This window comes from Lentimicrobiaceae bacterium (genome assembly GCA_023227965.1).
Taxonomy (GTDB): Bacteria; Bacteroidota; Bacteroidia; order Bacteroidales; family JALOCA01; genus JALOCA01.
On the sequence record JALOCA010000019.1, the window covers coordinates 32,299 to 52,791 of the forward strand.

A 20,493-nucleotide genomic window follows, 5' to 3' on the forward strand; every position below is an offset into this window, starting at 1 on the left:
GTCCATACTTTAATTTGTATTAATTGGTTATTAAATAGCTGCATATTTTTTCACATCCAACTTTATACCGTTGACGTATGCGTAAGCATCACCCAGCCACCCACATTTTTCACAGTTAGGACAGTCGGTGGGGATACCATGAAGGTTGCTCAAAACTGTGCGCACAGCCAACTCGTGAAGTCTGTTCATTTTATTTTACGATTTTAAATCTATACTTACCCGATTCCACTTGCAAGGTTACTACTCCATCCTTGTTGCTAACGATTGTAAGTCCTTCAATGCTATTAAGTTGACTGTCATTAACAGAAATTTTTTCTGATGATGCAGCAGGGATGGATACAAGGGCGGATGTGTTTGCCGGGATTTCTATATTCCACTGCAAACCATTTTCGTTTTTTGTCCACTCGCTGCTAATTTTTCCATAGGGACTTTGCGTCGAGGCTTTTACATGATTCAGGCCGTCGGGGAAAATGGGGTTCATGATGATTTTTCTGAATCCCACCATCTTATTATCGGTTTTGATACCTGCCAGATTTTCGTAGTACCATGTGAGCAAATCGCCAAGCAACATCACGTGGTTGCCCGAGTTCATAGCCGGGTCTGCAGTGTTGCCATTCCATAATTCCCAGATTGTGGTGGCTTTATTATCAATCATATATCCCCAGCTTGGGTAAGTTCTATTGGTCGCAATTTTATAGGCTAAATCACCTCTTCCATGGGCAGTGAGACCACGCATTAAAAATTGAATGCCGATAAGCCCAACGCCAACGTGCGATTTAAACTCTCCCTCCGTTTTATCTACAATGTTCTTGAAAACTTTATCCTGGTACTCTTCCGGAACCAGTCCTTGCATGAGCGAAGCCAGGTTAGCGGTGACCGTGTTATTCCCGTACTGCCCTTTTCCCTTGTCAAGAAATTTATCGTTGTAGGCCTTCTTCACATTTACAGCAAGGACATTAAAGGCAGTTGCATCCTCCTGATGTCCACTTATCCGGGCAAACTTCGCCATCAACTCAAGAAGCCGGTAGTAAAAGCTCGTTGCCAGCAACGTACCATCCGTTTTCCTGGTGGGATCTTGTGAGTGAATCAGGTCTAATCGCTCCGGTGGCATACACCAGTCTCCGTAAACATCCTTTTCCATAAGGTAGTCCTTCATGAAGGAGGTTTTCATAAAGTCGAGCCATTTCTTCATCGAAGCGTAATGCAACACAATGGGAAGCGTATCTCCGCGCTGCCCGTATACCATGTTAGCGGCATGAATATATGCCGCAGGCCATGTGATGTTATCACTGTAAAACTGCCAGTAGTTGGGTGCCACATCGCAGAGGCTGCCATTTCCTCTCTGGGTATCCTCTATATCTTGCACCCATTTGGCGTACAGAAGGTTGTTGTCGAAAATAAAGCTTTCGCCAAGGCATCCTGTGGCACGGTCACCAAGCCAGCCCATACGTTCATCGCGTTGGGGACAATCGGTTGGGAAACTTCGGTAGTTACCTTTGATGCCCCAGCAGGCATTCTTATATATCTGATTGATTAATTCGTTTGATGTTTCAAAGCTACCAATGGTTTTCATCTCATCGTAATTGACCTTCCCCACAAAGTCATTGAGCTCCGGCTTATAACTGATGCCTGAAATTTCTACATAGCGAAAACCCTGGTAGGTAAAGGTGGGGCACCATGAAAATTCGCCATCTTTTGAAGGGGTATAAATATTGGTCACCTTTGCTCCGCGAAGATTTGCCATATAAAGCGAGCCATCCTTTTGGGTTGTTTCTGCAAAGCGCATTTTGACAGGCTTATCCTTCGTTCCGTTCAGCTTTACTGCCAGCCAGCCCACCATGTTTTGTCCCATGTCGAGAATGTATTTCCCGTTCACCTCTTTGATGGAAACAGGTTTTACCTCCTCCATGGACATGATGTTTGGATTGTTCTGGGCTACCAACTTCCCCAATGGCGCATCTACAATGCGTGCTTGCATCCAGGTTGCATCATTGTAGCCATTTTTATTCCATCCGTGCAGCTCCAGATTGGCATTGTACTCCTCGCCGTCGTACTCACTGTTGGCGATGATGGGACCATGGGTTGATAATTTCCATGTTGCATCGCTCACAATAGTGGTTTTATTACCATTCTTGTACTTTATCTCCATTTGCATCAGGAGTTTAGGGAAACCAAAGTGGCGAATAACAGGTATACCAAAAGCCTTGTCGTTCGTCATGCGTAATGAAAAAAAGCGACCATTGCCCAGGACTACACCAATGGTATTTTTATCATTTTTAAGAAGGGAAGTTACATCGTAAGTATTGTAGTTTACATGTTTATCGTAGTCCGTGGCGGTGGGTGCGAAAATATCCTTGCTTACCTTGCTGCCATTCAGGTAACACTCATACATCCCTAAGCCGGAAATATGGAGTTTAGCACTCTGAATCTCTTTGTTGAGGTCAAACTCCTTACGCAGATACCTGGCGGAAAGCCGTGTATTAACGACCTCATTAAGCTGCTCTCCAGGGTTAGTCAGGCTGTCTAAACCGATCCATGAAGCTTTCCATTCCCCGGCAATCCTGAAGGGCACCAGCGGGGCGATCATGGCATTGTATACTACACCGGGCCGTGAGGGCCACCATTTAATTGTTTTTAATTTTGCTGCACCGGCCTTAAGCAATGAATCGGATTCTACAATATCTGCTTTTACCCAAACTTCAGCAGGTGTACCTCCCCAGGTGGCCTCTATAAGACAGATTGGAACGTTAAGGTTCTGTTGCAAATACCTTCCAAAAAAATACCACGGCACTGAATGAATGTATAGATTCCGATGTACACTCCTTCCATTGGGCAAAACAATTATTCTGGGGAGTTTCACTGCCCATTTTTTTACTTGAAAAAATCGAATATTCGGATAATTGTCATTTTTAACTTCTTCTTCTGCATTGTTGAATTTATGGTAGGCTTTCAATTCCATATTCGACTGTCCGGAGCATATCCATACCTCGCCGATCATCACATTCTTCAGAACAACTTCTTCCTTCCCTTTAATGGAAATGGTGAATGGACCGCCGGCGCCAGGCGTTTTCAGTTTCGCCTTCCAGATCGCCTGGTTAGAAACCATAGCTTTGACTGTGTCTTTACTCCAGCTTCCCGAAACCCCGACTTCAAATCCGGGGTCACCCCACCCCCAGACCGATGCTTCACTGTTTTGCTGCAAAACCATGTTATCACTGAAGATTGACGGCAATTTGATTTGCCCAAAGCAGTGAAGTGATAATCCACAAATAATAAGAATTGAAATAATTTTCATCTTTCTATTTATATTATTGATTTGTGATATAAAATGCAATTCTCATTGTAGTTTTCTGTCTTTTTTGATTAATCTTGTTTAAACTCAATTTCTACAATACAAGCCATATATTCATCTGGGAAGACGACCTGTAAAGAACTTCCTTTTTTAGTTACTTTTATGCCAAGGTCATCCGGATAAATAAGATTTACTCTATCGGCCCTTTCAGGTAATGGTACAGAAATTTTTTGGTTTCCTTTTAGACGCCATACAGCAATAAACGCTTTATTATTCTGCTGTAATCCTACTGCTATCGGCTTATAGATATCTGACATGGATGGCATTCCTAAAGGGAAGAAGGGAACAGACCTGGGAATGAAAGGTGCCAATGTAGATTTATATAGCTCAATTCCTTTTTTCACTTGCTTGTAACTTTCAACAGGCAGTTTTGATATTAAGCCACTTTGGTACAAGCGGCATAACATTCCATTTACCATGTTGAAAGAAGCTTCCTTTGCATTTCCATTTGGAAGAGGATAGGACCATATTCCCAGTTGTTCCGGAAGAACCGCAGCAAGTGCTCCTACCAGAATAGCCGGGTATTTCCTGTAATCCTGCTGATCAGAAGAGGATACGATCTGAGTCTGTGATAACATAGCATAATCCATTCTGTTGCCTCCACTGGCACAAGCTTCTATTATCAAATCGGGATATTTGTCAAGAACACTTTTATACCATTGAATAACAGCCCGGTTATGCTCGAGCATGCCTTGGCCGGCACTACTTGCATTCGTTTCTGTTCCAATTAACTCCTTTGAATTATAATCAATTTTGAAGTATCCAATACCAAAATCTTTAATCAGACGATCAATAACTTCATTGGCATGCGCTATAACTTCAGGATTACGAAAATCCAAAAGGTAACGGCCGCCATCAATTACACGTTTACCGTGTCTCATTAAAAACCAATTGTCCGGTTTACTTTTTAAAGGTGAATTGATGCCCGCAACTTCAATCTCCAGCCAAAGGCCGGGTATCATTCCTTTGCTTTTTATATCATCCAAAAGTTTTTTCAATCCGCCCTGGAAGCGGGTTTTTGAAGGTTGCCACAATCCTACACCGTCCCACCAGGTTTCATTGAGCTCCGCGTACCAACCCGCGTCAATCACAAAATAGTCAATTTTTAGTTTTGATGCCGTTTCAATCAGTGGCATCTCTTTTTCCGTTGTTGGTTTTGCCCACAAACAGTTCATATAATCATTAAAAATGACAGGGCATTTTTGGTTATCCTGGTGGGGTCTGACAACAACTGAACGGCGATATTGTGTAAGAGCAGCTATGGCTTCATTAAACCCTCCCTTTACACAACCCAAAGCTACGGGTACCGTTTGGTAAGACTCACCGGGTTTCAAAAGTTTCCATGCATGCCCATTTTGCTCATCCGGCCCGCCAAGGTAAAGATAAGTGCTTTTGTCTGCGGCTTCTGACATCTCCCAGTGCCACGATCCGTTATGCTCTATTTGCCAAAACCAGATTAAACCGTTTCGGGTATTTTCAATCATCCCCATGGGTAGGTATTTATGGGTTGACATGGAACCTATACTACTAAAAGAGACAGTACCCCGATATACGCTACCGTTGTAGTTCCAACCCAGTTCAGATGGTTTATAGCTTTTCCATTGCGCTTCCTGGCTCCAGTTATTATAAGCAAAATGAACTTTTATTTCATTATCCAATTCCTCCGGAATTTCATTATAATTGTATAACACGGCAGAACTTAAGTATTCTATTCCAACATCCTCCTTACCTTCATTTACCACTTTGGTATATCTCCTAACCACCGGCGAAGCATTATTAAACTCATAAAAAGATTCTACGCGAAGGTTTTTTACAGGATCTCTCTGGATCAGGATGATTTGCTTTCCGTTTTGCAATTTTTTTTCCTCTTTCCCGATGAATATCAGCCGCATACCGGGGTCTCCGAAATGAATGGTTCGATTTTCCTCTCCTGAACAATACATAGAAACCTCATATCCCGTTTGATTTGTTATTGGAAATGATTTCTCACCGAAGACGTAAGTTTCCGGAAGCATATTTCGCAAACGCAAATACTTTTCATTATATACCTCAAAGTTTATTTTCAACCCACTCTCCTTCAACAAAAGGGAAGTGTTAACATTCTGTTGCTGCCCATTCGTTTCTGTTATTAAAAAAACTGAAACCATGACTAAAAATATTTTTATTTTTTTCATGTGAAAATTAATGGGGACTTTCCCCTTTAAAATGGTTAATAAATACTGTAATTCGATTTTGACAGCAATAAGGATTCGCATCCTTTCAAATTAGAGATTGAGAGAATGGGTATTAGTTGTACGGGCAATTTTATTGAAAAGCCAAGGTGTTTAAAATTTCATGCGCGTGTTCGAGTCACAGTCTTTGCCTCTTGGCTTTTTTAGGTCAGTTTCATATTCGGATTCATCCGGAGATGTTCCAGTAAAAATCGACCTTAGGGAATTGCGCTTATGCGCTTTCTTTTATATCGGGATTCTCCGCTCCGAGTTCTTGCAACCTCTTTTGGAAGTACTTGATTTGTCCTTCCCGTTTCTTCTCATCAATGTAGGTCGCACCCAATTCCTGAAAACCTTTCTTCTCCTTTATCAGGTGGTAGGCTATGGTTAGGATTGCATGTCCTACTGCTACTATGGCTCTTTTTTTGCCTCTTCTGCCTGCCAGCCGTTTGTACTTGGAGCTAAGAAATGTGTTCTTTGTCCTGGATGCTGCCCATGCCGATTCTGTCAGCACTGCTTTTACGCTTTTGTTGCCATGCGTGGTCCTGCCACTTTTTTTTTACCCGCGCTCTCATTGTTGCCGGGGCTCATACCTGCCCATGAAGCGAGATGCTTCTCATCTGGAAATGCTTCCATGTTCACCCCTATCTCTGCAATAAGTGCCCCAGCGGTTTGCTCACCAACACCTGGAATCTGTTTTATCAGGCTCAACTCCTCGGCATATGGCTGCAGCTGATTCGCTATTTCTTTATCCAGGTCGTTGATAAGTGCCTCCGTCTGATCGATGTCTTTTTTTATCATCCGAAGCATGAACTTATGGTGGTCGGTTAGCTTACCCTCCAAGGCAAGCTTGATTTCCTCCCTATCGGTTTTTACACGCCAGTGGCATAGCTTTACCAACACCTCTGGATTGGTTTCTCCAGCCAGCATGGCATTGATGATCTTTGTGCCGCTTGTGCCGTGCACTTTAGAGAGTACCGTGGATAGCTTGATATTTGCATCTTCAAGTATCCGTATCATACGGTTCTTCTCTGCAGTAATTGCACCTTCCAGCTTGCGCCTGTATCGGGTCCTGTCACGCAGGTTACGTATCTCAGCCGGAGGAACAAAGCTCACCTTGAGCAATCCTGCCAAAAGTAGCTTGCATATCCATGCGCTATCCTTTTTGTCAGTCTTGTGTCCTGGAACATACTTGATGTGGCGGGCATTGACGATCAGGATAGTCATGCCATACCCCTCCAGGATGTTAAAAACAGGTTTCCAGTAAACTCCTGTGCTCTCCATTGAGACATGCGTTATGCCCAAGGATAATAACCATTCTCTCAATTCTGTCAAAGAACATGTGAACGTGGAATACGTTCGCGTTTCTGTCTTTATTGCTGTCCCGGAAACGGTCGCTACAACCGTATCCTTGTGTACGTCAAGTCCGCAACCCTTGGCTACGACTTGCTCAAAGTAAACTTCTGATGCCATAGTTAATGATCTTTAGGGTGAATACCATGGCAAAGGTAGCACCCTTTTCATTATCTTTGGCGAACGGAGTCGGTCATGAGGGTTTCATAATACTTATTACTTAAATATATAATTTGAATTTTTTGAACCGAAAATATTCCGGTGTATGAGCAAAAACCATTCATTTGCGGTCAAATTAGTTTAACTCCACGCATTGAATCTTCTGTACGGCCATTGCTCTCGGGGGTATTCACCCTCTATTTGCTGATTTTTAAACTATGGGGGCATATTTCGCCCATACACTCCCGTGTTGATCCTCATGTTTTCCTCCTTTCTTTGTCTTTACGCCGCTTCGATGAGCTTGTCAAGCTCTTCCCAGGCATCTTTGTAAAAATGGTGTTCATACATTCTCAATTGCTCACTAAATTGTTTGTTTTTATAGGTGTTCGCGATCGTTGATTCAATTTGATGTCCACTAATGGTTATTTTGGCAGGCACTGCAATAAACCAATCAATAAAACTGCGGTGTTCCTGTTTTTTAAATTTATTTTTACTTTGGCGCATCCCTTTGCCGTATAACTGAACTCGCATGTCGCAACATCTTTTTTGCCTTTGATCTCTAACCATGTTTGTGACTGAAGTAATTTCTCCAGGTTTTTTAATTTTACCTTCACCAGATAATCCCAGCAAAAAGATTCCAACGAGTCGAAGAGTCCTCCTGAGAAGAACCCGCTATCAGCACGAAAAAATACTTTTACTATGTTTTTTGGTAAGCTGGCTTTGACTTCTTTAAGGAAATCAACAATCCCATTGGAAGTATGGGCTGAACCTGTTCTGAACCATGTATGATAAAGCAGTTTCATCTCACTTGCAAAAACCAGAAGCGGATGGTAGCTTTTTGCCCTTTTTTTTGTTGTGTTAAATCCTTTCGCTGCCCCTTCCTGGTTGCCACAGACTGATTTAACAGTTGAACCGGCATCAAGTGTGATACTTTCAAGTCTGCTTTCATGCAACCATTGGGCGTTTTTTGATAGCAACAACATTTGAAGTTTTCGTGCACCGCTTTGCCCCAGGGTCTTCAAGGTTGCAGATATAGCGTTCTCGTTTATTGCCTTATCCAATTTCAATAATACTTTTACCAAACCATCCCCACTAAATGTAGCTATCCTGCAAATCCGGCTTATTCCACTGATCGGGGACAACGTGATTGCCATCAAAATCTGGTTGACACCAAACTTTGTTGCGTTGTGCCACACTGTGGGAAACGTTTTACCTAAGCCTTTTACAATGCTTTGACGGTTCATATATTTAGCCACTGTATTTAGTCCTGAATACTTTGTAATGTTACTGCCTGAAAATGAGGCTTTAACGATTTTTGATTGGCTGTTCAATTTTTTCTTTGTACTTTCCATCCGCCAGCTGGCGGATGTTTTTTTTGTTTGTGTTTTTTATTCAACACCTTAAAGATAAACAATTTACATCACTTTCTTGCACTTTTATTTTACTTTTTTAAGTATTAAATGGTTTTCTAAAAACCTAATTATTGCTCCCTCCTTTATATATATTTAATCAATACATTAAAAGATGATTTTTTACATCTGGACATATTTATTAACAATAGGTTTTTGAGATGTTCATATTAATATTTCTTTGCAAACTCGTCTGCATAAGCGTTAATTTCAGCATCAGTTAAATGAGACCCGGAATTTACAATGATCCTGTATTTTAAAGTTAAGGATCCGCCGGCTGGAATATTATGATTCAATTCTTCTTTCCCTTCAGTAAAATCCTTCGCCCCAAATGGATTTGCTGCAAATAATCCGTATCCTCTGGCATGCCAGTAAGTAGGATAACTTTGGTTCTTAGGATGATCACACACTACCAATGAGATTTTTTCGTCACCAATACTCCCATACAGATCCATCCATCTGGCACGGGTGCTCCAGACCGCTTCCCCTTTAATCCCTTCACTGCTTATATAATTACCGGTAACACCTTCGTTAGACAATGCTTTCACTGTGGTAGGATTACCCTGGGCATCGGTAAGTGTAACATCCTCTTTGGATGGAAGCTCGAGTTGACGCGCAACACGAATACCAAACATGCCTTCTTTGGTATCTTTAAAAGTTACAGTGTTGCCGGTGGCAGTTAAAGTGGTAATACGGTCAATGATACGGGTTGATCCCTCGGCAATGAAATGATATTCGGAATGTTCCGACAGGAGTTCATTGCCTGTTGAATCGGCCCAGCTCCCAGAGGTAACCAGAACACCTTCGCCTGTCCTTTCGGATAATTTATCAACTTTAACATTTTTTATTATGCCGCCATTGGCATTTTTTGTACCCAAACCTTGCGAACCATTTCCCCAGAAATCATTGCCGTCAACATTTCCGTAGGTTAGCCATATCCCGATCTGATGTGGATGATCATTTCGTTCACCAGCTCTTTGTTTTAACGGAAATCCCCGTGTAATTTCGGTGCCGGCAGAGGTAAACACCGGGTAGAGTACGGGCTTAGAGACATTGTCAAACCAGCAATATGATGTAAAAAGTTTTCCGTCAATCATGACATCGATCTTTTTTTCACTCTCCTGATTAATAAAAACGATTTTTAAATCCCGGCCTTTTTGATCCTTTTTCGAGGAATTTATTCCACATGAGAAGGACAAAAAAACAGTTAACAGTATAATTGTGATTGATTGTTGTTTCATAATGTTCAAATTAGTTTTATTGTTTATACTTTATAGTAGATGGATCATTTTAATATTTCCCATATTCCATGAGAGTATCCCACATAGCCCAGAAATTCTCCGGAGGCACATCTTCCTGAATATTATGTACAGGGGCATATACGAATCCTCCACCGGGAGCCATAATATCTAGTATTTTTCTTACCTCATCTTTTACATATTCAGGGCGGGCATTTTTCAAAGTAGATTGTGTATCAACACCACCTCCCCAAAATACGAGGTCATTCCCAAAATCGTTTTTCAGACCTTTTAGATCCATATTTGTAGCTGTGAACTGAACAGGGTTAAGAATATCCAATCCTGCTTCTATTAAATCCGGAAGTAATACACGAACTGAGCCACAGGTATGCATAAATATTTTAATGTGAGGCAATCTCTTTTTGATATGCGACCACAGCAACCCAAACCTTGGTATTATCGTCTTTCGTAAATAATCCGGTTCCAATAAGGTGGAGGTTTGTGTTCCAAGATCATCACATTCAGATAGTACACTTACCCTGTTCTGAAGGTTATTTTCAATCAGCCAGTCAATAACCAGATCCCAGTAATTGAATTTGTATTCGAGGATCAGATCAAGTAGTTTTTCTACACCTGCAGGGTCAATCATGGTATCCAAATACCAATTCTGATATCCCCTTATCCGCAATGATGTTTCTGTTAGGCCCGCACAATTTCTGTCAGCGATCACTCCATAGTCATAAATATTCTGTATCTGTTCTGACAAATCACTTCGGATAAGATCTGAATGATAACCCAGTACAGGAAACCGATAATTTTGCAATCCTTCATCAATGGAAGAAAACTGTTCCAGTGGAAAAGTAAACTGATTGAAATAGAAGTCTTTCGATTCATCCATTTTCCAGAGACATCCCCAACTATCTGTAAGTTCCAATTTACCATCTTTCACAGTGACTATTTTTTCAAAGTCCGGAATCCTTCGTGAACCAATACGTCTGGTATCAGATTTTAGTTGTTTTAAAGTGTCTTCAATTGGTGTAACAATCTGCTGGATAGGATCAATCTCTTTTTTATCGAATTCAGGGGATAATCCACGATACTCCATTGCCCTCACAAAAGCTTTCTTATTGATTCCTGTAACAGTTGTTCCGGCCAAGTCATATGGCACCCTGTCAGGTTCTTTGTGGTTGAGTGTTATATTTAATCTTTCAGAACTTTTCATTACCATTTATAAATCTAACGGTTTTATTTTTGGAATTAATATATGCATTAGGGCGAGAGCAATAAAATAGCCTAATGATGCTATAAGAAAAGGTATTACATAACCATCCATTCCCAGGTTTTGGAGTAATCCACCAACCAACTGAGCGATCAGCGCTCCACCAACAGCGCCTGCAAAACCTCCTATTCCGGTGATCGATGCAGTTGCTTTCCGTGGGAAAATGTCTGACATCAGGCTGAAAATGTTTGCTGACCATCCGCAATGACCTCCGGCAGCAATTGCAATCAAGGCTACTGCCAACCACATATTATCTACATGAGGAACAAACATTACAGGTAAGGCAAAAGTAGCGCAAATTAAAAATCCCATCTTTCTTCCCTTGTTCATCGACCAGCCCATTTTAAGGAATTTTGATGATAACCAGCCCAAAAATATCCCACCTGCCCATGAAATGAGATATATTGCAAAAAATGGAAGTCCAATCTCTTTTAAATTTAAACCGAATTTCCCATTAAGAAATTTGGCCCCCCAGAACAGATAGAACCACCAGATAGGATCGGTCAAAAATTTACCAACACCAATACCCCATACTTCCCTCGTTTTCAGTAAAACAGACCAGCTTATTTTTCCGGTAGTTTCATGCTGGCTATCACTGTTAATATATTCAAGTTCATCTTTACTGACTAACTTATGGTTTTCAGGTTTTTTGTAAAATAGCAACCATAATAAAATCCATATCCCACTAATTGGCAACGTCCAGATAAAAGCTGCTCTCCAATCGTTATTAAATGCCGAAACAACAATTGGGATAATAAGTGGAGATGTCAGGGTTCCAACATTAGCTCCCCCGTTGAACAGACCAACAGCCAGTGCACGTTCTTTTTTTGGAAACCACTCCGCCACTACTTTATTTGCAACAGGGAAATTACCTGATTGGCCAATGGACAATCCAATGCGGGCATAAGCAAATCCAATCCAGGTTTTCGCAAAAACAGTAGAAGCCTGGGCTATTGCCCACATTCCTACAGATATGGCATATCCTGCCTTGGTCCCTATTTTATCAACAAACACACCCATAATCAGAAAACAAAGTGCATACCCCATCATAAAAGCGGTATTAATATTACCATATTGTTGTTCACTCCAGCCAATGTCTTTTTGCAGAAATGGAGCCATGATACCCAGGGCAGAACGGTCGAGATACAGCAGAATAGTGGCAAAAAAGAGGAATAATAGAACTACCCATCTAATACCCTGATAATTTATTTTCTTTTCCATTTGATATTGGGAAATAAAGACATGGTGCATTAATGCACACTTATCTGTCGGTAGTAGATTATTTAATTAAGAAATCCGTATCTTCTGAAATGCTTCCACCCTTATACTCAAGAATAGCACTATCATGAACTTTTGTAATAGCAGTATACGAAGACTTATTTCCTTCTTTAAAAGGTTTATTGTCTTTTCTGTTATAGGCAGATATCAGGGACCAGCGAGGCCCGGTACTGTTATTGCGATCTGAACGATGAAGAAGGTTGCTATGGAAAAAAAGCGTATCCCCGGGATTCATTTCAACATATACAAGTTCCATAACTTTTAATATCTCATCTACCCTTTCCTGGTTTGCCCCAACCTGCTCTCCTGTAAAACCATGTTCTATACGTCCTAATTTATGCGAGCCTTTAATTACCTGAAGGCAACCATTCTCTTTATTGGCAGGAGTCAGTGCGGTGAGGACGCTAAGCATATGGGGGAAGAGGAACCCATCACGATACCAATAGCCATAATCCTGGTGCCACTCCCAGGCGCCACCGACTTTTGGCTCTTTCTGCATTAATTTTGAATGGAAATGCGCCGGTTCGCCTTCCAGGAACAGTTCTACCCCGTTAACAATCCTTTCTGAACGGGCCAGTAAACTATAAATACTATCATCAAGCGAATACCACAAAGCAAGTTTAGTTCTCAGCCCTTCCTTATCTCCCCGGTCGTAACTTTTTTTACTGATCACTTCATCATTTATTGCAATACCATACAGCAGTTCGATTTCTTTCGAAGAGAACATAGACGATACAAGCAAATAACCATCCTGATCATAATCCTCCTTGTCTTGTTGTGTTAATTTTCTGTAATTCATCCTAATTTTTTTAAGCGTTTTGTATGATGAGTATCTGTTGTTATTAACAGACAGTATGTCAGACATTGTCCGGAACAACAAAAGGTTTTCGATATTGCCGTGTTAGCATTGCATCTGCTTCGGGGTCATTTATAAACTTCATCTTTACAGGATCAAATTCAAGGCTTTTTCCCAAACGGTAGGAGATATTACCGAGGTGCATCAGTGCGCAGGAATAGAATCCTTCCCGAATATCCCCTTTGGCAAGTTTTTGGTCATTGGCACGGATTGCATCGATAAAATCTCCATAATGGTCGCCCAGGCCGCTTCCCTTTTCCCCTGCTACCCGTTCTTTCCCATAAAATGCCTGCCACTCGTTCACATTTTTGGTCATATATCCTTTTGATCCGTAAAACAGGTTTCCGACCGAATTGTCCGCACTGACCATATAGGTATTGCCCGTAGCCTGATTGTTCTCACTGTTAACCCCTTCGCGGTTGGTAATCCAGTGACGTACTTCGAATTGGAGGATTTTCTTCTTATCGCCACCTCCCTGAGGATTTGGAAACTCGAATACGGCGATCAGGTCATTGGGCGTTTGCTGGTCATCATCGAACATAAAATGGCCACCGGCAGTACTGATCTTCACAGGCAGGGTTACCCCCAAGCCCCATCGTGCTATATCCATCTCATGTACACCCTGGTTTCCCATATCCCCGTTTCCATAATCCCAATTCCAATGCCAGTTGTAATGAAACCTGTTTTTAGAGAATGGCCGTTTGGGCGCCGGACCTAACCAAAGGTCATAATCAACCCCGGCGGGTACGGGTTCTTCCGGCGTTTTCCCTATTGTGTCGCGCCATTTATAGCAAAGCCCTTTGGCCATATATACTTCTCCCAGCTTTCCGTTATGCAAATATTCAGCCATGCTTTGGGCGCACGGGTTACTCCGTTGTTCGGCGCCATCCTGGACGATCAGTTTGTATTTTTCTGCGGCCTCAACCAATTTCTGTCCTTCGAAGAAATTATAGCAACATGGTTTTTCAACGGATACATGTTTCCCTGCCTGTAGTGCCCATATCGAGGCCAGTGCATGCCAGTGATTGGGTGTTACAATGGAAACGGCATCAATATCTTTATCCTCATAAAGCTTCCGCATATCGCCATAAACCTTAGGCTTTGGCAATCCCTTATCGGTGAAATGATTTTTGATCCGCTCATCGAACAGGTTACTATCCACGTCGCAAAGTGCAATTACTTTTGCCGTTTTCAGGTTGGAATAGCCCGTAATATGGGCCCTGCCTTGTCCCCGGATGCCAACAATCCCAACGTTAACGCGTTCATTTGCACCAATGATCGAAGCATAAGACTTGGCACTGAACCCTATGCCACCAATGGCTGTTCCGGCAGTTCCCAGTACGCTTTTCCTGATAAAATCTCTTCTTTTTGTCATAATGCATTAAATAATTTTTCTATTAACCGGGGCCCATTCTTTCGCTTTGTCCACTCAATGCTTTCCCCAAGTCTGTAAACTATGCCGGCCCCTGTATTAATAATGGTGGCAATATAATCATCCGTTTGCCGAAAGTCATAATTATCCGCATTTGAAGGGTCTGCTCTGAAATCGCGGAAGATTGTAGTAATATCTACCGCATAGGTATGGACCCAGGGAACATCATGTACCCGTACTAACGGTATTTTACATTCCTTAAAAAAATCAGTAAAATCAAGGACTTTCAGGGCACTAACAGGACCAAGATTGCCTCCATGCAATGGACGGATTATACCAATATTTTTATTCATATTGATATTGACAATTGACTTTGTTTGTACTGACTTCTGTGCAATACTAATTTCAGATATTGTGAGAAGGAGAAGAATAAGAACTTTTATTATTTTCATTGAATTTCTCTTTTTAAATATTAAAAATGTTTTAGAAATTAGGCCCGGGTACATCCCACCATACACGGGTACCTCCATTATCCGGCCCACCTAACAGTGTTATGGCTTTTTCTACCTCTGCCTTATTGTTAGTATATTCCAATAAAGGATATGGCTCTCTGCGTATTTGTATAGCGGTGCTGATTGTTCCATTGCTGTAATTCTGACTTTCTGTAACCGGGAAAAGTTTAGGATAGCCTGTTCTGCGAAAATTTGCCCATGCTTCTGTACCATCCGGAAAATTACATCAGCATTATTATGCATCAGAGATCCTGTCTTTAAACCTATATGACTGGAAGCAATACCTTGAATTCGCAGGCAACTACGCAAGGTAATACTGGTAAAAAAAAATACACTATTTTCCACCAGTATTGGTTATTCTTTTTTCCCATCCAACCGGCGCATCAATGTCCAAATTTTTAACTTCCTTTCCAAAAAAGAAAACATCCGCCCCCGAGTTATTAATTTTGGCAATGTTCTTTATCTGCAGCCCATCCACATCTACTGCTATTACCGGTACACGGGGATCTGTTTTTTTAAAACCAAGCATCAATCCGTTAATCTGAACGTTTTTAGCATGCCGGATAAAGAACCCTGATGAAGGCAGGTTCTTCCATACCGTAGGCTGCGGATATCCTTTCTCATCTTCTTTTACATCCTCCGCCTTAGCGATAAAACCCTCCTTCTCTGCCTCTCCATCATTATACAATTGAATGTTCGACAGCGATACATTCTCTACATAATATCCAGGAACAGCCGTAATGGAAGAAGAGTAATTTCCGGTGTTACAGGCCGTCACATTGCTGATAGCAATATTCCGCATTTGACCCATGGGAGGCTCAGGCGCTTCAGCTATATGTTTTCTGGCCCGGTTCCCCAGTCTGATATAGATCGGGCAAGCGGTACCTTCAATACTCACATTACTGATAGTTATCCCTTCCATCAAACCGCCATCTACAATCTCAAGGGAAATTCCGGTAATTCCGCCTTTTAAACCATAAATAGGTGTTCTCATATTCCGGCTTGGCTTAATGACACAATTGGAGATAGAGATATTCTTAAACCCTCCGGTTGACTCGGTTCCTGCTTTAATCGCATTACAAAAGCTGGAAACCACGCAGTTGGTGATCACAACATCCCCGGTTAGCGCGGCTCCTGTACTTTTTAAGGTAATGCCATCGTCATCAGTATCCAGAATAGAATTGGAGAGTATGAATCTTCTGCATCCATCAATATCAATAGCATCATTATTCCGGTTGGAATGATTATAAACTTCTATCCGGTCAACGATCACGTCCTCACAATTCAGATAATGCTGGTTCCACAGCCCGGAGTTAAGCAATTTAATCCCCTGTACCCGGATATATTTACATGAAATAAACAAAATATTACGCGGACGCCCGTCCCGGTCACCGCCTAAAAGGTTGGGATCGGGCTTTTGTTGTGCCCCGTTACCATCAATAGTACCTGATCCTGTAATAGCGATATTTTTAGCCCCTTCGGCATAAATTAGCGCATGCCAGCCGCCGGGGTCTTTTTGAGAGCGGAACACAGGTTGCGGCTGCCGGGGGAAATCCTTTGATTCAGCGCTGGCAAGAAGCGTCGCTGCAATCTCCAGATGCAATTCTACATTATCTTTCATAATGATAGTCCCTGATTTGAACGTGCCCGTGGGTATGATCACCCTGCCGCCGCCATCCCTGAAGCATTTATCAATCGCTTTATTGATGGCCTCAGTGTTTATAAATGTTACGCCCGGTTTAGCGCCGAAGTTTGTGATCAGGTAATCTTTAGCCAAAGCGGAATGCGCTGCCAGGCATAACAAAAAAACACCTGTTATTTTTCGGCTTAGTTTAATTACACTCAATAATCGCGGAGATGTACATCCCGGAATGGTAACGTTCTTCATCATCTTATTCTTTTCTTTTTATTTTGCTCGATATTAATTAGGCTTATCTACTGCACTCCCCCCACCACCATCTGGCCCAGGGTTTAGCTGTTTTGGTAATTGCGGGCCATTGAATTTGTGCATGCGATGAAACCAAACATGCTGCTAAAAATGCAGCCAGTGTAATTTTTTTATACTATTTATTGTTACCAGCATTATAGTGGGTATTACTGTTTGGTAATGCTTTAAGTATAGCGCCATTCTCCATTTTCAGGGTCATATTACTTTTTAGATTGAGCAAAGTAACCGCGTTAATCATATAGGTGCCGTCAGGTATTAACACGGTTCCGCCGGGGGCAACCTGATCTATGGCTGCTTGGATCGCCCCTGTGTCATCGGTACTACCATTACCTGTTGCTCCCGTACTCTTCACATCGGCATTAGTAACCTGCATAGCCTTAAAGTTTGCCGTGATATTTTTATTCGCATTCATGGTAACCGGTAATGTACTTGTGGAGCCCGTAACATCTCTGCTCCATGATGTAAATGGCGTTGCAGTTAGCTGTACTATAGCTCCACTATCGTATGCTGCCATGTTCGGATTTTTGACAACAGTTCCGCTTCTTGCTGTTACATTTAATGTATAGGTCCTTGCAACGGAATTCGTTTTTTTGCACTCGGCAAATAAGGCACCCGGCGCTAGGACAAGAATCGCTAATAACTTAAGTATTTTCATTTTTTTTTAATTTTAATATGTAAATTACCGTAACCTTCGATTAGGCTCAGGTTGAGGATGATATTTAATTACAGTAGTTTATCTGTTTCGCAATGCATCTATGCCAAATCCGCAATGTATTCATGGCTCTTTTGCTGTAAAGGGGGTTAAATAAATTTCTGATAATAGGCCTGAATCCTCAGGTTTTTTGTTTGAAGCGTCAAATGGCTGATAGCGGATATTAACAAAATTAATTTCGTGATAATTCTTCCATTTCCCTCCATCCCTGTCTAATTGAATAATCCGGTTGAATGAGAGGTTGGTCACCTCTATTTCAATGGTATTTTTTTCCTGGATAATCCCTGCTGGAATCATTATTTTGTTTGGCAAACACCAAACTAATCCTAAATCTTTGCCATTAATTTTAACCCTTGCAGTTTCACGGACATTGCCTAAATCGAGCAAAAATCCTTTGGCTGAAAGAAGCTCAGCAGAAACTTCGAATGAGTTTGAGTAAATTGCTTTGCCGCTAAAGGTTTCGTATTTACCTCCTAAAGCTGTCCAGGATCCAGGATGCTGAAGGGTAACAGGGGCCGGAATTTCAGGGGCTCCCTGCGTGGGCCTTAACAACCATTCGCCTTTAATCTCCTGTTTGTTCGTTTCGTCAGCTTTCAGGTATCCCCATTTTTGTTTTTTTATCTTTTTGTTAGTACATGTAAGAATACATGATTGACCGGGATACAGTTGCAAATAAATTTCGGTCCCTGTTTTGGTATTTCTTATGGTAGCATTGCCACGCCTTTCGTTTATCGGATCGTAAATTTCGATAGCTTTCGATTGGGTAGCCAGTTGCACCCAGTCTTCGCTGAACCTGTCCGACAGGTTGGCAATGAAATAGAAGGTACTGTCTCCGGATTGTTTACGGACAAATTCAAGTCCTTTGCGGACCATTTCCTCTGCATAAATCCTTTTTCCCGGCAGTGATTCAAGCAATTGCGATGTTACCTGAACATTGGAAGGAAGCAGGAGCATATCATTTCTTATAGCTGCAACTAAAGCTTTTCTCTTTTCAAAATCAAACAATCCCGGAACATCGGCAGGGATATCCTTTTCGAAAAGAATGGTGGCCCCTTTTCGGGCCAAATCCCGTAGCCGGGTTAAGGTCTCTAACGGAATGTGTTCAATGGAGGGCACTACAATCACTTTGTACCCGGCTTTTCCTGAAACCAACGTTTTCCCCTCTACATTCAGTCCTGCAATCATTCGATCGGAAATATAATCGAAGGTGTAGCCATTGGCCCAAAGGCGTTGAGCCAAGTAGCCAAATGGGGAACTTTGGAGCCAGTCCTTTGTATTATGGACACCATTCAAGCTAATAATGAGTTCCGACTTTTGCTTCTTCCACATATCATGCACAGGAAAATACAGCAAGATGTCATTATCCTGTTTCGTATGTTGCAATATCGTTTGGCATTTTGAAATATATCCGGTCAAGGCCGGCAACTCATTCCAAAAGTGTGACGAAGGGCCGTAATTGGTTGAAGCATAGAACAGCCTTCCCGGAAAGGGTTTTTCTTTGGGTGAATAAGTTGTTCCGTGGAAAAACACATGATTGATCCCGGAGACAAATAACTCGTCTATTTGTGGTTTTATTTGCGAAAGCGACACTTTGAAATGATCGCCCAACCATGTCGTAGTTTCCGAACTTACTAATTTGCGTCCTCCCACATGTGCTGCTGATGAAGCAAATTTCATTGTAAGTGGATTTGGCCGACCGAACCTGTCCTCTTCATAATCGGCATCTTGTCTAAGGCCAGGGATTAAAAACCCGCTTGCACCAAAAGCCTCTGTTTCGGGTATGTCGGCCAAAGCATAAAGATCAAGCAAATTACCGGGTGAACCATGCGCCTGGTTTCGGGTTATCATTCCCATTTCATGGCTTTTTTTGACCCAATTCTTTGTGAATCTGTCATACAATAGATCGGATATTGTCTCACAATAGTCTGTAACCACCCGCTGCCTCATTTCTACATTGCTTGTATCAGCCAGGTAATTTATATAAGGCAGAAGATCATATCCTCTTCGTTTCCTGAACTCCGGCAAAAAATCGGGAGTCCAGTTGGCGCCGTAAACTTCATACGAGTCGTTATAAAACGAACGAACGTTCCCCTTTTCAATTCCAGCCTGGTTAAACGCATCTTCAAACGTTTTCATGTAATTTAAAATAGAGCTGTCATTAAAATAATCAATGACCAGCCCTTCCCCTCCCGGCGCTGCGCGTTTCACTTTTTGTTGTGTAAAGCTTTGAAATGCAGCATAGACTTTCCATGTTTTTTGAACCTCTCCCCAATGAATTAAACCATCGGAATCCACCCGGGGAGTAATATCCACATAATTCCCCTTTTCATCGTATGCAGCCAACGCTAACAAATTTGTATTATCATTCGTTTTCTGGTAGTCTCGTACATTTGCATGGTCTTTGATTTTAACTGCTTTCACATAGAATACTTTTGCCGCATCCCCGGGCGATACATTGGGGCCGCCAAAAGGCCAGCCTGTACCGGCAGTCATATCAACCCCCATTCCCAAACGTTTGGCTTCATTGGCAGTGTGTTTTAGTAGCTCCATCCATTCGGGAGAAAGATACTTTACAAAATTGTGCTCATCTCCCTTTTCCCCATAAATAGGGATGATGTGTACGCCTCCAATCCCGACAGTATGCAAATCTTCAAGGTTTTGGGTTATTCCCTGCCTGGTTACCGAGCTTCCCATCCACCACCAGTAAGTCCAGGGTTTAGCTGTTTTGGTAATTGCGGGCCATTGAATTTGTGCATGCGATGAAACCAAACATGCTACTAAAAATGCAACCAGTGTAATTTTTTTCATACTATTT

15 protein-coding genes and 1 pseudogene are annotated in these 20,493 nt (G+C 41.9%); all 16 read right to left on the reverse strand.

The features are described 5' to 3' along the window. Positions 1 to 30 precede the first annotated feature (30 nt). Positions 31 to 189: a hypothetical protein gene (locus tag M0R21_07890; GenBank protein ID MCK9617744.1), complete on the reverse strand. Its 159-nt coding sequence runs from the start codon at positions 187 to 189 to the stop codon at positions 31 to 33. Between the two features lies 1 nt (position 190). Further along, positions 191 to 3,295 carry a glycoside hydrolase family 78 protein gene (locus tag M0R21_07895; protein ID MCK9617745.1) on the reverse strand — a complete coding sequence of 1,035 codons (3,105 nt, stop codon included), beginning with the start codon at positions 3,293 to 3,295 and terminating at the stop codon, positions 191 to 193. 68 nt (positions 3,296 to 3,363) lie between these two features. After that, positions 3,364 to 5,499 carry an alpha-galactosidase gene (locus tag M0R21_07900; protein ID MCK9617746.1) on the reverse strand — a complete coding sequence of 712 codons (2,136 nt, stop codon included), beginning with the start codon at positions 5,497 to 5,499 and terminating at the stop codon, positions 3,364 to 3,366. Between the two features lie 295 nt (positions 5,500 to 5,794). After that, a complete protein-coding gene (locus tag M0R21_07905) occupies positions 5,795 to 6,076 on the reverse strand; it encodes a hypothetical protein (protein ID MCK9617747.1) in 282 nt (93 codons plus the stop codon). Positions 6,077 to 6,081: 5 nt separating this feature from the next. After that, the gene (locus M0R21_07910; GenBank protein MCK9617748.1) at positions 6,082 to 7,035 is read right to left on the reverse strand and encodes an IS110 family transposase; all 954 of its coding nucleotides are present in this window, start codon (positions 7,033 to 7,035) and stop codon (positions 6,082 to 6,084) included. 461 nt (positions 7,036 to 7,496) lie between these two features. Beyond that, on the reverse strand, positions 7,497 to 8,426 hold the full coding sequence (locus M0R21_07915) for a transposase (GenBank protein ID MCK9617749.1): 930 nt from the start codon (positions 8,424 to 8,426) through the stop codon (positions 7,497 to 7,499). A 227-nt stretch (positions 8,427 to 8,653) separates the two neighbouring features. Next, positions 8,654 to 9,580, reverse strand: coding sequence for a PmoA family protein (locus tag M0R21_07920; GenBank protein ID MCK9617750.1), 927 nt, complete (start codon positions 9,578 to 9,580; stop codon positions 8,654 to 8,656). A gap of 193 nt (positions 9,581 to 9,773) precedes the next feature. Further along, the gene (locus tag M0R21_07925) at positions 9,774 to 10,943 is read right to left on the reverse strand and encodes a hypothetical protein (GenBank protein ID MCK9617751.1); all 1,170 of its coding nucleotides are present in this window, start codon (positions 10,941 to 10,943) and stop codon (positions 9,774 to 9,776) included. Between the two features lie 6 nt (positions 10,944 to 10,949). Beyond that, positions 10,950 to 12,221, reverse strand: coding sequence for an MFS transporter (locus M0R21_07930; GenBank protein ID MCK9617752.1), 1,272 nt, complete (start codon positions 12,219 to 12,221; stop codon positions 10,950 to 10,952). A 58-nt stretch (positions 12,222 to 12,279) separates the two neighbouring features. After that, positions 12,280 to 13,077 carry a phytanoyl-CoA dioxygenase family protein gene (locus M0R21_07935; GenBank protein MCK9617753.1) on the reverse strand — a complete coding sequence of 266 codons (798 nt, stop codon included), beginning with the start codon at positions 13,075 to 13,077 and terminating at the stop codon, positions 12,280 to 12,282. A gap of 58 nt (positions 13,078 to 13,135) precedes the next feature. After that, on the reverse strand, positions 13,136 to 14,509 hold the full coding sequence (locus M0R21_07940; GenBank protein MCK9617754.1) for a Gfo/Idh/MocA family oxidoreductase: 1,374 nt from the start codon (positions 14,507 to 14,509) through the stop codon (positions 13,136 to 13,138). Next, a complete protein-coding gene (locus M0R21_07945; protein ID MCK9617755.1) occupies positions 14,506 to 14,958 on the reverse strand; it encodes a hypothetical protein in 453 nt (150 codons plus the stop codon). The genes M0R21_07940 and M0R21_07945 overlap by 4 nt, the downstream gene beginning before the upstream one ends. A gap of 31 nt (positions 14,959 to 14,989) precedes the next feature. Continuing rightward, positions 14,990 to 15,238: pseudogene (locus M0R21_07950) on the reverse strand (SusD/RagB family nutrient-binding outer membrane lipoprotein). Positions 15,239 to 15,352: 114 nt separating this feature from the next. After that, positions 15,353 to 16,909, reverse strand: a complete 1,557-nt coding sequence (locus M0R21_07955) for a glycosyl hydrolase family 28 protein (protein ID MCK9617756.1) — start codon at positions 16,907 to 16,909, stop codon at positions 15,353 to 15,355. A 172-nt stretch (positions 16,910 to 17,081) separates the two neighbouring features. Further along, positions 17,082 to 17,480, reverse strand: a complete 399-nt coding sequence (locus tag M0R21_07960) for a hypothetical protein (protein ID MCK9617757.1) — start codon at positions 17,478 to 17,480, stop codon at positions 17,082 to 17,084. 261 nt (positions 17,481 to 17,741) lie between these two features. Beyond that, a complete protein-coding gene (locus M0R21_07965; GenBank protein ID MCK9617758.1) occupies positions 17,742 to 20,486 on the reverse strand; it encodes a glycosyl hydrolase family 2 in 2,745 nt (914 codons plus the stop codon). Positions 20,487 to 20,493: the final 7 nt, after the last annotated feature.

Bases quoted from the DNA above. Each gene is read 5' to 3' on its own strand.
- M0R21_07890 (MCK9617744.1), bottom strand. From the start codon at position 189: ATGAACAGACTTCACGAGTTGGCTGTGCGCACAGTTTTGAGCAACCTT.
- M0R21_07895 (MCK9617745.1), bottom strand. From the start codon at position 3,295: ATGAAAATTATTTCAATTCTTATTATTTGTGGATTATCACTTCACTGC.
- M0R21_07900 (MCK9617746.1), bottom strand. From the start codon at position 5,499: ATGGTTTCAGTTTTTTTAATAACAGAAACGAATGGGCAGCAACAGAAT.
- M0R21_07910 (MCK9617748.1), bottom strand. From the start codon at position 7,035: ATGGCATCAGAAGTTTACTTTGAGCAAGTCGTAGCCAAGGGTTGCGGA.
- M0R21_07915 (MCK9617749.1), bottom strand. From the start codon at position 8,426: ATGGAAAGTACAAAGAAAAAATTGAACAGCCAATCAAAAATCGTTAAA.
- M0R21_07920 (MCK9617750.1), bottom strand. From the start codon at position 9,580: ATGATTGACGGAAAACTTTTTACATCATATTGCTGGTTTGACAATGTC.
- M0R21_07925 (MCK9617751.1), bottom strand. From the start codon at position 10,943: ATGAAAAGTTCTGAAAGATTAAATATAACACTCAACCACAAAGAACCT.
- M0R21_07930 (MCK9617752.1), bottom strand. From the start codon at position 12,221: ATGGAAAAGAAAATAAATTATCAGGGTATTAGATGGGTAGTTCTATTA.
- M0R21_07935 (MCK9617753.1), bottom strand. From the start codon at position 13,077: ATGAATTACAGAAAATTAACACAACAAGACAAGGAGGATTATGATCAG.
- M0R21_07940 (MCK9617754.1), bottom strand. From the start codon at position 14,509: ATGACAAAAAGAAGAGATTTTATCAGGAAAAGCGTACTGGGAACTGCC.
- M0R21_07945 (MCK9617755.1), bottom strand. From the start codon at position 14,958: ATGAAAATAATAAAAGTTCTTATTCTTCTCCTTCTCACAATATCTGAA.
- M0R21_07955 (MCK9617756.1), bottom strand. From the start codon at position 16,909: ATGATGAAGAACGTTACCATTCCGGGATGTACATCTCCGCGATTATTG.
- M0R21_07960 (MCK9617757.1), bottom strand. From the start codon at position 17,480: ATGGCAGCATACGATAGTGGAGCTATAGTACAGCTAACTGCAACGCCA.
- M0R21_07965 (MCK9617758.1), bottom strand. From the start codon at position 20,486: ATGAAAAAAATTACACTGGTTGCATTTTTAGTAGCATGTTTGGTTTCA.